Origin of the sequence: Photobacterium makurazakiensis, assembly GCF_050336715.1 — a bacterium.
Taxonomy (GTDB): Bacteria; Pseudomonadota; Gammaproteobacteria; order Enterobacterales; family Vibrionaceae; genus Photobacterium; species Photobacterium makurazakiensis.
The window spans coordinates 1-12,605 of the sequence record NZ_JAKJSJ010000065.1 but is presented as its reverse complement, the minus strand read 5'-3'; the positions used below and the strand labels follow the sequence as shown (position 1 = coordinate 12,605).

At 43.4% G+C, this 12,605-nt stretch carries 8 protein-coding genes; 1 reads left to right on the top strand and 7 read right to left on the bottom strand.

What is annotated here, in order from left to right; genetic code table 11:
* Positions 1-50 precede the first annotated feature (50 nt).
* The 6 genes from copI to bla form a co-directional block, all read right to left on the bottom strand.
* The gene (gene copI / locus L4D09_RS23670; RefSeq protein WP_428460001.1) at positions 51-623 is read right to left on the bottom strand and encodes a copper-resistant cuproprotein CopI; all 573 of its coding nucleotides are present in this window, start codon (positions 621-623) and stop codon (positions 51-53) included.
* A gap of 66 nt (positions 624-689) precedes the next feature.
* Positions 690-3,827, bottom strand: coding sequence for an efflux RND transporter permease subunit (locus L4D09_RS23665; RefSeq protein ID WP_428460000.1), 3,138 nt, complete (start codon positions 3,825-3,827; stop codon positions 690-692).
* Positions 3,824-5,551, bottom strand: coding sequence for an efflux RND transporter periplasmic adaptor subunit (locus L4D09_RS23660; protein WP_428459999.1), 1,728 nt, complete (start codon positions 5,549-5,551; stop codon positions 3,824-3,826). Before L4D09_RS23660 ends, L4D09_RS23665 begins: the two co-directional genes overlap by 4 nt.
* Positions 5,552-5,561: 10 nt before the next feature.
* A complete protein-coding gene (locus L4D09_RS23655) occupies positions 5,562-6,893 on the bottom strand; it encodes a TolC family protein (RefSeq protein ID WP_428460022.1) in 1,332 nt (443 codons plus the stop codon).
* A 149-nt stretch (positions 6,894-7,042) separates the two neighbouring features.
* Positions 7,043-7,459, bottom strand: coding sequence for a hypothetical protein (locus tag L4D09_RS23650; RefSeq protein ID WP_428459998.1), 417 nt, complete (start codon positions 7,457-7,459; stop codon positions 7,043-7,045).
* A 276-nt stretch (positions 7,460-7,735) separates the two neighbouring features.
* Positions 7,736-8,587, bottom strand: a complete 852-nt coding sequence (gene bla, locus L4D09_RS23645) for a class A beta-lactamase (protein WP_428459997.1) — start codon at positions 8,585-8,587, stop codon at positions 7,736-7,738.
* Positions 8,588-9,265: 678 nt separating this feature from the next.
* Here bla and L4D09_RS23640 point away from each other — a divergent pair.
* Positions 9,266-10,798 carry a phospholipase D family protein gene (locus L4D09_RS23640; protein WP_428459996.1) on the top strand — a complete coding sequence of 511 codons (1,533 nt, stop codon included), beginning with the start codon at positions 9,266-9,268 and terminating at the stop codon, positions 10,796-10,798.
* 131 nt (positions 10,799-10,929) lie between these two features.
* Here the strand turns inward: L4D09_RS23640 and L4D09_RS23635 are convergent, their stop codons facing one another.
* A complete protein-coding gene (locus tag L4D09_RS23635; RefSeq protein WP_428459995.1) occupies positions 10,930-11,718 on the bottom strand; it encodes a RecX family transcriptional regulator in 789 nt (262 codons plus the stop codon).
* Positions 11,719-12,605 lie beyond the last annotated feature (887 nt).

Below are 12,605 nucleotides of genomic sequence, written 5' to 3'. Positions count from 1 at the left end.
GCCTTACCCAGATAAATTTCTGGGTAAGGGTTGATCATAACGGCCTGTTACTACAGCGTTACTTTCTTAACCATTCCGGCCTCTGCATGTCCGGGTATGTTACAAGCAAGCTCAACGTTCTTATCACCATGGAAGTGCCATAGTAACTGCTTAGCTTTACCAGGTTTTACCGTCACAGTGCTACCTGAATCATGAGCGTGGCTACCCATTTTTTTCATCATATCACGATGTTTAAGTTGCTCTTGCGCTGAGCCGATAGAGAATTCGTGATCGATACTGCCAGTATTCATCACTACAAATTGAACGACATCGTTTGGTTCAATTTTGACTTCTTTCTTAAAGGTTATTTTCATGTCATCACTTAATAGCACATGGATGACTTTATCTGGTTTTGCCCCCTTTGCAGGCATACCAACATCAGACATACCTTCCATATTCATCATGTTGGAATGATCCATTTTGCTGTGATCCATTTCACTGTGGTTCATTTTGCTGTGATCCATTTCACTGTGGTTCATTTGGCCGTGATCCATCTCACCGTGGTTCATTTTGCCGTGATCCATCTCGGCGTAAGTTGTTGCGGTCATCAGTGTTAGAGTGAGGGTTAGTAGTATCTTTTTCATTATTTTTCCTTAATTAAATTGGTCAATGGCCCTTACTGCAGGTGCTGTAAGGGCAGGAGATCGTTATTAATTTGTTCTCGAAGGTTTGGTAAATTCACGCTGCTTCCACAGCTTAAAAATCGCGGGTAAAACCAATAGTGTGAGTAGTAGAGCTGAAGCCATACCGCCAATCATCGGGGCAGCAATGCGCTGCATAACCTCTGAACCAGCCCCTTCGCCATACATGATGGGAATTAAGCCAATGATAACGGTGAGTACGGTCATCATAACGGGCCGAACGCGTAAACCAGCTCCTTCGCGAATCGCTTCTGTTAAATCCATACTCTGAAGTGTCTGCTGACTTTCTTCTGCTTCAAGCTTTTTGTAATGCCATGCCTGATTGAGGTAAACCAACATGATGACCCCAATTTCAACGGCGACACCGGCTAATGCAATGAAGCCAACCCCCACGGCAATTGAGAAGTTATAACCAAGGATGTGCATTAGCCATAAACCGCCCACCATAGCGAGTGGTAGGGTCAACATTATAATCATGACCTCACCAACTCGACGGAAGCTGAAGTAAAGCAGTAACATGATAATGGCGATAGTGATTGGCACAACAACGCTCAAACGCTCTTTGGCACGTTCCATGTATTCATATTGCCCAGACCATGCAATGGAGTATCCAGCTGGTAGTTGTAATTGCTCTGCAACCACTTGCTGAGCATCAATTACATAAGAGCCTAAATCACGCTCATCGATATCGACGAATACCCAGCCGTTAGGACGGGCATTTTCGGTTTTGATCATAGGAGGACCGTCTTCGTAGCGAATATCTGCGACATCTGCCAACGCAATACGGGCTCCATTTGGTGTGACAAGCGGTAAATTTTGCAGTTTAACGACCGAATCACGGTAATCTTGTGGGTAACGAACATTGATTGGGTAGCGCTCTAAGCCTTCAACGGTTTCGCCTACGTTCATTCCACCAACAGCTGTTGAGATAACTTGCTGTACATCTTTAATGTTTAAACCATAGCGGGCAGCGGCACGACGCTTAATATCGATGGTTACATAGCGACCGCCAGCAACACGCTCTGCATAAACAGATGCTGTTCCCTCTACGCCATTCAAAATCGGTTCAAGCTGAGTACCAATTTGCTCTATCACTTTTAGATCAGGTCCAGCAATTTTGATCCCAATTGGGGTTTTGATACCAGTGGCGAGCATGTCAATCCGCGTTTTGATTGGCATGACCCAGGCGTTGGTTATACCCGGAAACTGAATCAGATCATCAAACTCTTTACGCAGTGACTCCGTTGTTACGCCATTACGCCACTCTTCGCGCGGCTTGAATTGGATAACAGTTTCAATCATGGTGAGTGGTGCTGGGTCGGTTGCCGTTTCAGCACGGCCAATTTTGCCCCATACCGTCTCAACTTCAGGTACGGTTTTGATGAGCTTATTGGTTTGCTGAAGAAGCTCACGTGCTTTACCAACTGAAATACCGGGGTACGTCGTTGGCATGTACATCAAATCACCTTCATCCAAAGGCGGAATGAACTCGCTACCTAATTTACTCGTAGGGTAAATAGCCGATGCCATTAGGCCTAACGCCAGTACGATCATTACTTTAGGGTATTTAAGACTGACGTTTAGCAAGGGTCTATAAAGCGCGACTAAGCCACGATTTACGGGGTTTTTATGCTCTGGTAATACGTTGCCTCGGATAAAGTACCCCATAAGAACGGGGACTAATGTAATCGCTAAACCAGCAGCGGCTGCCATGGCATAGGTTTTGGTAAAGGCAAGAGGGGAGAACATTTTGCCTTCTTGACCTTCTAAGGCAAAAACAGGCACAAAGCTCAGCGTGATTATTAGTAATGAGAAGAACAGTGGCGTACCGACTTCTTCCGCGGCCTTACCTATCACTTGCCAGCGGTTTTTGTCCGTTAGTGGCGTTCGTTCAATATGTTTGTGTACGTTCTCTATCATGACGATAGCGCCATCAACCATTGCCCCGATCGCAATCGCGATTCCGCCTAACGACATGATATTGGCGTTAATGCCTTGCCAATGCATGACAATAAATGCCCCCAGAATACCCACGGGCAAACTCAGCGCAATAACCAATGACGAACGAATGTGGAATAGGAATAGCGCACACACTATCGCAACCACGATGAACTCTTCTGCTAGCTTCTTCCAAAGGTTTTCAACTGCAGCATCAATTAATGTTGAACGGTCATAAGTGGCGACAATTTCGACACCATCAGGCAGGCTGCGCTGTAACTCTGACAACTTGTCTTTCGTTCTTGCGATTACCTCACTCGCATTTTCACCAAAGCGCATGACAATGACACCGCCAACGGCTTCACCTTCGCCATTGAGCTCAGAGATACCACGGCGCATTTGAGGGCCAAGGTTTATATCAGCAATGTCACCAAGTAGTAGAGGTGTACCTTTATCGGTCACTTTTAATGGTAACGATTGAATATCTTCAATACTGGTGAGATACCCGGTTGTGCGTACCATGTGCTCGGCTTCAGCGACCTCAATAACCGATGCACCGATTTCTTGGTTGCCGTTTTGGATAGCCATATTGACTTGTTGTAACGTTAAGTCATATGCGCGCAATTTAGCAGGCTCGATCTGTACCTGATACTGCTTCACCATACCACCTACCGTCGCGACTTCTGATATACCGTCCACGGTTTGTAGTTCGTATTTTAAGAACCAATCTTGTAGGCTGCGTAGCTCTGCTAAGTCATGCTGTCCTGATTTATCTTGCAACACATAGCTGTATACCCAGCCCACACCCGTGGCGTCAGGGCCCAGCGTTGGTTTTGCGCTAGGAGGTAGCTTAGGTGCGACTTGGCTCAGGTATTCCAATACGCGTGAGCGTGCCCAGTACATGTCTGTATCATCATTAAAAATAATATAGACATACGAGTCACCAAAGAAAGAGTAGCCTCGAACCGTCTCTGCCCCCGGAACGGCTAACATTGCCGTCGTTAAAGGGTAAGTCACCTGATCTTCAACGACCTGTGGCGCTTGACCAGGATAGCTGGTCTTGATGATCACCTGAACATCAGATAAGTCGGGTATCGCATCGACTGGTGTGTTTTTAACGCTATATAGGCCACCAATCACAATCGCAAGCGTGGCAATCAGTACCAAAATGCGATTATGAATAGACCACCGAATGATTGTATTGATCATAGTGAACCCTCAGCGGCTTTAAGCTGCTTAAGAAGGTACTCAGAGCCTTGTCTCTCAACAAGAAACCGTACTTTTTGACCTTCGTTAAAACCTGATAAGTCAGCTTCATCACTTACTGAAAAATTCATTTCACCCGCATTCCAGTTCCATTCTGCTACAGGTAAGTGTTTGAGGGTTATCATGCCAAAATCGGGCATGAGCATAGAAATATCACCCGTTAACCACAGTTCTGCTGCGGTAAGATTATCCTCAACGTTATAATCAACGATCTCATATTGACCTGATTCCGTTTTTTGCATCTCGAATTCAATTGCCTGACCTTTGGCAAGAGACTCCATCTCGACACCTTGTGCAAAGTTAAAATTCATTACCATGCCCGGCCAGTTCCATTCTGGTACGGGTTGGTGATTAATCGTTAGCATGCGGTGGGCTTCCATTACATCCGTGATTTCACCCTTGGCCCAAACAGTTTCTGCTGGTGGCTCTACACCGTTGATTCTGGATAGATCTGCAGATTGGCTAGATTCAGAATCCAACATGAAGTGAGCTGAGGTTACGACGTGATCACCTTGTTTAAGCCCCTGTAATATTTCAATCTTATCGCCAGCTTCTCTACCGACTTCAACACGTGCTGAACGATATTTACCTTCGCCTTCCGACAAGACAACACGAGTCATACCGCCAGAGCGAATAACGGATGCTCTTGGGATGGTCAGTACGGCTTCGTCACTCATTGGTTTCAATGCGATATTGGCAAACATATTCGGCTTTAATTTACCATCGGGGTTAGGAAATTTAAGCCGCACACGAAGGGTGCGAGTTTTGGGATCTAAGATAGGATAGACATAATCCACTTCACCTTGCCATGCTTTGCCTGGAACCGCATCCAACGTCATAGCTGCATTGCTACCAGTGGTGATCCAGTGCGCCTGACGTTCGAATACCTCTGCATCTACCCATACATGCTCTAAAGGGCCTGCACTGATCACCGCTTGTGCTGGCGAAAGGTAGCCACCTTCACGGATATTAAGGCTTGCAATCACGCCATCGGCAGGGGCTTTTATCTCTATGGTCTGAGAGGCTTTCCCTCGGCGCGTTATCGATTTAATTTGCGCTTTGTCTACCCCTAAAGTGATTAATCGTTCTGTTGCACCTTTAACCATGCCTTTGCGGCCCGTTTTGTAGGCGCTGATCAACTCCTCTTGGGCTTTTACAAGATCAGGGGAGTAGAGTGAAAACAGTACATCGCCTTTTTGTACTTGCTCACCGACGGCGTTGATATAGAGTTTTTCAACCCAGCCAGCGACACGAACGTTGGTCTGCCATAGGTTACTTTCATCAAACGCGACATAGCCGACGGTTTCGATTCGTGGAGAGAGTGCTTCAAGGGCGACAGAGGTTGTTTTCACACCTAAATTATTCTCGACAGCAGGATCAATTTTTACAGTGCCAGGTTGGTCTTTATCACCTGCTAGGTCATCTGCGTATACAGGAATTAAATCCATCCCCATTGGCGACTGGCCTGGTTTGTCGCGTTTATAATTTGGATCCATAGGCGCCACCCAATACAGGGGCTCACTTGAGCTAGTACTCGTAGAACTAGTATTTGCAGAGCTAGTCATCGATTCCATATCATGGGAGGAATTCGATAGAAAATGATTGATACCAAACCCTAAAGCACCGCCGACAAATAATGCGATGGTTGCAACTTTTATTGAACTCATTATTTATTCCTTATTTATTTTTATAATCAGAGAGTTCAGGCATATCAACCTGATAATCAAAACCACTTAGGAGAGAGGCGAGATTGCTGTTTACGATGTTTAAATCTGCAAGTAAGCGTTGTTGCTCCAATTGCAAAGCGAGTTCATCGGTTGTTGCCGATATCACATCATTAAACTGCGCAGTGTTATTCTGATAACCTCGCTCTACGGCACGAATACGAGCTGTAGTTTGAGGTAATAAGGAGGTTTGGTAGCGATCTATACGCTGCTTTAAATTGGCACGGTCAACCAATAGGGTATTCACTTTTGCATTCATTTGAGCAAGTAAAGTGTCTCTTTGCGATCTTGCTGCACCTACTTGATATTGCGCAGCCGATAAGTTTTTATCTTGTCGGTTACCAGTGAACAATGGAATGTCTACTGTCAGATAGGCGCTCAATAAATCGGAGGCGGGTTCTCCCATCATATTGTTAGCCTGACGATAGGCATACATCACTTCAACGCCGAATTGAGGCGTATAAGCTTGTTCTGCAAGCTCAACCTGAGTTTGATTACTTGAAATACTGACATCTGCCATCTTCACCATAGGGTGTTGGTTAAGCAGTTGGTAATGCTTCGTTGGCTCACCGTTCGCCGCGAGTTTATCTTCAAGGTGTTGCCAGTTGAGCTGGTTTGTTGCTTCTAATCTTTCAGTAGAAGCTAACCAGTTTGAACCTAGCCACTCAGAAAGTTGAGAAATAAGGCGGTGTTGCATTTGTGCGTTTGCCTGTAATTTCTCATCAAGCTTGCTTACTTGAAGCTGTGCGTTGAGCAGATCTTGCGCTTCACTCTTACCTATCGAATAGTTAGTTTGAACGAAGTTTTCCATCTCTTTCATTAAGCGACGGTTTGCTTGAATGATTTGTTCAGCCGCCTGCTGATAGCCAAGCTCTAGCCATAACTGTGTCATGCTATTTGCGACTTCTAGTTCTCGGGCTCGCACTTGCAAAGCTAAGCCATCGGCTTGTTGTTCGGCTTTTTTCTGCTGAAGGTCAAGTGTTGCCCCTCGCTCAAATTGCTGCATTAAACCCACCGAGATATTGCTCATTGGGTCTTCATCAAATTTAAAGCTGTCGACAGGGAGGCCACCAAATCCGACTTTCAATTTAGGGTCCATAAGCGTAGCACTTGCGATACCCGTTTCACGCATCGCTTGTGACTGAGCAAAGTACTGCTTTCTACTGTTATCTTGAGTTAACGCCGCTTGTATTAACTGATTAAGTTGGTTTGATTTATTTTGCAATTCAGCGGTCTGGTTTATCTCTGTCGCCATGGCGAAAGTGATAGATGGAAACAGCGCCAAGCTGGCGCAAACTGAAAGCGCAACTAACCTTGGTTCAATATTCACAATAATTGTCCATATTTGGCGTCTAACGACGCATAGGTTTACTTCTAAGCGAATAGCACTTAATGGCAAATAGGCTCAGGGATATTTTGTTGTGAGATAGAGAACTAAGCGGAGGGGGGGCGAAGTAAGGTTTGGGTACGTGCTACTTTGTCACCAATCGTAAACGACTGATACAGTGCCAACGAGTAGGATAATTCACTAAGTGCTTGGGGTAATTGCATCGGATAGAAGACACTGAAACACACAGTGGAACAGCAGTTATGAACCATGTCTGATGAATCGGTACAAGTGTCACTGTTTGATATTAATGCAATATCAGAAGAGGAATGACTATGCTGATTTGCCATCTCAGTCATTGAGTGACAATCGGCCATGTCGCTACTGCAGTGATGGGTCATTGATTCCTGACCAAAGCACAGCATTTTTGTTACCATTGACGGTGCGCTAGAGACATAGCTAGACATCAGCATTGCAATAATGCTGAACACAATAATCCAAGTTGTTCGGAATGTGTATGTCATAGCGTACCTTCGAAATTATGCATACAGTATAAAGCTTCCCCTTAGGGTAACGTCAACTGACCAAACGGTTTAATTTCAAATTATTGCTTGTTTAATGGGCAGTGGTGTACCTTCGAGTTCGTTGGTATCCATTGAGAGTACTATTTTCAACCTACTTCTAACATGGTGCCCAAATTAAAAGTGCCTCACAAAGAGTTTCACTGATGTTGCAATATAACTTAATCACAAAGCGTGACAATCTAGTAATTCCCCCCGCTTGTGATAGGTATTATGTAGCTACTTTACCGAATATTCCTTAAAAACATTCTGACCAACCTCAGTAATTATTAGATTGCGTTCTGGCATTGATAATTCAGTTTGTGTTAGGTAGATACTGATGATTAGCGGTTCACGCTTTTGAGTCCAAATTACGGCTGTAATACCACGTGAACCGTGACCGCCAGCACCAGAACGATCGGCAATAGACCACCCTTGTGGCAAAATAGAGCGAAGTAGTGAGTCGGAAACGGTGTTCCCTTGCATCCAGCTCTTAAGTTGTTTCTTCGAGTCTTTAGTCAGTACATCCTCGAATAAAATTCGGTGTAAGGTTTCATTCATCGCATTTGGTGTCGTTGTATCTCGAACATCATCTGCTCTTGCTTGATTTAATTCTGGTTCAATACGGTCGAGCTGAGTAACTTCATCTCCTGTAGAGCGTAGGAATTTAGTGACGCCCTGCGGGCCGCCAATGTGCTGTAATACTATATTTGCTGCCGTATTATCACTCGTCATCATGGTAGCTTCACAAGCTTTTTCAATGGTAATCGTACTGCCAACCAGTTCTTTTGTTACTGGTGACCAAGCAATTAACCTATCTGACTCAATTGGCGCAACCGTCTTTTTATCTAAAAGGCCGGCGTCTGAATCTTGTAGCATTTTTGCACATGCTAGAGTCTTGAATGTACTCATCATAGGGAATCGTTCGTTCCCGTTATAGTGCCATTGTTGTTGATTGTGGGTATCTAAAACTGATACACCTATGCTGCCCGAAATGCGCTGGTCTATAGAAGCAATCGACTCATTAATGTTTGAGGCTGACGATATAAAAGAAGTGAATAAGCAGCAGGAAAGCAGCACTATTTTTTTCATGGTTGATTCCGTTATTTTTTTTATAGTACAAAGATTACGGGGTGGGATAGTATGGCTATTAATTTACAAGTCAATAACTATCTATATGAACGGCTTATAGGTCTAAAAATATGTTTATAGCACGGTGCTTGTTACGTCTATCTTTATCAGAGGTGGCAGAGTGTGGAGGTACGTTTATCGTTATCGCGCGTACCGGAGATGATTGCAGTTTTTAGTTTAGAGAGACAACCAGTGACGCAAAGTGAGCAGTGCGCGTTCGGAAAAATCCATTTCATCAATAATGGATTTGTTCTCCAAAGCAAGCTCAAAGCTTTGGTTGTAGCGCTTCAATTTAATAGTGAATTCGATATCTTGGGCATAATTATCTAACAGCTGCTTTAACAACGGTGGGGTATACGATTATAACACTTGAATTGCTTGGACGCTCTTCATGGAGGTATGAATGTTGTTGGAAGGCAATAAAGTTAATCGTTTTGAGCTTTGCAAGAACGAGTCTGCAGATATGGGCTATCTTATTTCTTCTCCATTGTGTTTAAATGTTATTACTCAGGATCGTAGGAACGTCTCCAATTTGGTTTGCTGTTCTCTATGATCAGTACCTGAAAATTTAGGTTGATCCGGAATAATTTGCCGTTAGAACCAGAACTGGTTATTCAACGTTAAAAGGAAGTGTAATAAATGCCTGTGCTCAAACGTATGAGTGTAACCCTGCTTCTCGTCGCCATTCTTACAGGGTGTGCGTCACTTCCAGAGGAGATTAAGCATCCGATTGAGCCAATGATCACCCCGCCGACCAGTACATTGTCCGTATTAACTGACACTTACCGGCCTGAATCACTTGGGCAAGGAACGAGCGCAATTCTGTTACAGGATACTGGCTGGGATGCATTGGCTCAGCGATTGGCATTAATTGAAATGGCCGAACACAGCATCGATATCCAATATTACATATGGAATTCTGATACTTCAGGGCACTACCTAGCAAACCGTTTGATAGCGGCTGCAGATCGAGGTGTTCAAGTTCGTGTAATGCTTGATGATATCAACCTTGACGAGCGAGAGGATTTGCTAGTAGCGCTTGATTCTCATCCTCAAATCGATATCCGCGTTTTCAACCCTATCCCTAGTCGTCGTGGGGTCGTAAAGTGGTTAAGCGTCTTGGGTGATTTTTCCCGTCTTAATCGCCGCATGCATAATAAGTCATTTACCGTTGATGGTGCCCTGTCTATTGTCGGAGGACGTAATATAGGTGATGAATATTTTGATCTTTCTGATGAAATAAACTTTCGTGACCGTGATGTACTGGTAATGGGCTCGGTCGTAACCGATATCCAAGCAAGCTTTGGAGAATACTGGGATAGTCGCTGGTCTTACCCTGTCGACTTACTCGGAGGAGAGGCCTCATCAGGTATGCCAGTGTTCAGTGAAGTGGCCGCACCTCGTTATAAGAATTATCCTGCCTTGCCAGAAGGGAACAAGGTGGCGCATCGTTTTTTAAAGGGTTTGATGGATGAAATGATCTGGGTTCAAGCACGGTTTGTTTTTGACCGACCAGTTCCTGTCGATGCAGAAAATACCAGCGAGCCAAAGGCGACTGCCAGATTATTAGCCGAATTGACTCGTCAAGCTGACCATGAAGTATTGCTGGAATCCGCTTATCTAATATTTGATGATCGTCAACTAGAGGACGCGCAGGCATTGAGCAATAACGGCATTCAGATAAAAGCACTGACCAACTCAATGGCCTCGAATGACCTCGTTACAAATCACTCTGGCTACGCAGGTCGACGTCGAGATATGCTTGACCATGGCATACAATTGTTTGAGTTAAAACCAGATGCGAATCTGTGTGAAGAATCGACTAGAGACTTATCTAAATGCGCACCAACAACTGCCTATGGCCTTCATGCAAAGTCTGTTGTTTTTGACAGACGTGTGTCTGGCATCGGCTCTTTTAACTTTAATTTACGTTCAACTTACCTCAATACTGAGTCTCTTCTCGTGATTGAAAATCAAAGTGTTGCTGAAAGCCTTGCTGAAGATATTGAACAGGCGATGGACGAAGATAATAGCTGGCGTCTGGATTTACATGAAGGTGAGGTCCGCTGGTACTCCGGCTCAAAAAGCTGGGAAAGTGAGCCTGAGACTGGCTGGTGGGATCGAACTAAATCAGGTTTTTTACAGTTGTTTCCAATAGAGAAATACTTGTGAATTAAGTGATAAAGCTAACTCGTGAAGGTACTGTCATTTAGCAGTCTTGCATCATAATGATCAGTACCTACGATTCAATATACACAACTAAGCGTGTTTGCTACACCGAATATAATTCATTCGTTGCTGGTTTAGTATTCTTCTAAATGATGCTCAATCGCATAGTTAGCTTCAGAAAAGCTAAAGCCTTTTCGGACTAAGAATGCTGTTGCCTTCTTCTTTTCTGCGAAATCATTTAATGGTGTTTTATATTTTTTGTTTAACTGCTCGAGTGCTTTTTGTTGGTCGTCTTCAATAACTTGATCTTCAGGCTCATCACTAAAAATCTCATCGAGAGTTTCTTGGCTGATCCCCTCACTACGCAACTTCTGAATTAAACCACTACGGCCCATTTTTTTTGCGTGCTTAGTGATTAATCGCTCTGCTAGTTGCTTTTCATGATCATCGTCGACAGTGCTCGCCATTACAGACTGTATTCTAGATTCGCTAATTCCTTCTTGTCTTAAGCGCATGGTAATGTCTCTTAGACTCTTTTTACCCGCATATTTAGCGATAACTCGGGTGATCAGCACATCTTGTTCAGACTCATCAAGTGTCGTTAGCGCGTCATCAATGTCAGCTTGGCTCACACCTTGCAGCTTCAACTTTTGTGCTAATACTTTTGGCCCGTATGATCGGCACCGTGACTGAACAAATGTCTCGGCATAGCGTTTATCAGATAAATAACCAAGTTCAAGTAAGCGGTTAACTGTATGAGTTATCCATTCACTATTATCTGTTTTACGGACAAGCTTTTCTTGTAGTTTCTTAACGGAGTAACCACGCTGGTTCAGCCACCATATGGCATATTCGAAAACGTCTTCAACTTTTGTCGCGGGCTTAGGGCCGACTTGCCGCTTTTGGGGTCTTTCAGATGTCATCATTCACCAGAGTAATCTTGTACTAATATCCCTTGTTAGATTTATCGTAAGCAAGGATGAGAGGGCTTTATAACAAATATAAAGGGGTTACGATACCATGAAAAGTTGAGATAAATACCCCAAAGGTTTTCAAATGTAAATTCTGAAGAGTTAAGCTCCAGATACCGATGAGAGTATGTCTAATGGCTAGCTTATTCGTTCAAAAATCATATTCCTAAATGCAATCACTCGTGCTGAAATTGTCGATTTAGTGACATCATTGACCTCAGTTGATACAACAACGACATCATAAATTTTTTTGGAGTGCTGAGATGAACTGGCCTAATAAGGTTTGCAATTGAAGCTTGGTACTCACTTCGGCAGCGGCAGAATCACTAAGGAGCAGGGTTATGAGTAGCTTTATATTTTGAATACATTTTTTTATGACGATCTATTATATGGCTATTGTGACCTTGGGTAGGTCCTTTCACTTCTCTGGCACACGGAATATCATTATGTATTAATGTTCGAATCAATTAATTAATATTTCATGCGGAAAAGTTGGATTTATCAGTCATAAAGGAAAATGTACAGCATTTCAAGGTGCTGTAACCAGGCTCATGGCTTTTATACTTTATCTAATCATTATCTTGTAATTATTAACGGTAAACCTGCTAATTTTTCAGGTTAATAAACTAAATTTTCATTTTAAGGTTTTATATTTAACCATTTCGACTGCTTGTGTTAATTATTAATTTCAATTGTAAGGTTTATTGCTAATTAATAATTTATTCAATTAGCATTCCAAGTTGTGATGTAACGCGTTGACATTACAGCAACAAAATAACGAGAATGAGTTTTATATTTTAAAATGTCATGGACGAAGAAAATTTATGAATAATATACTG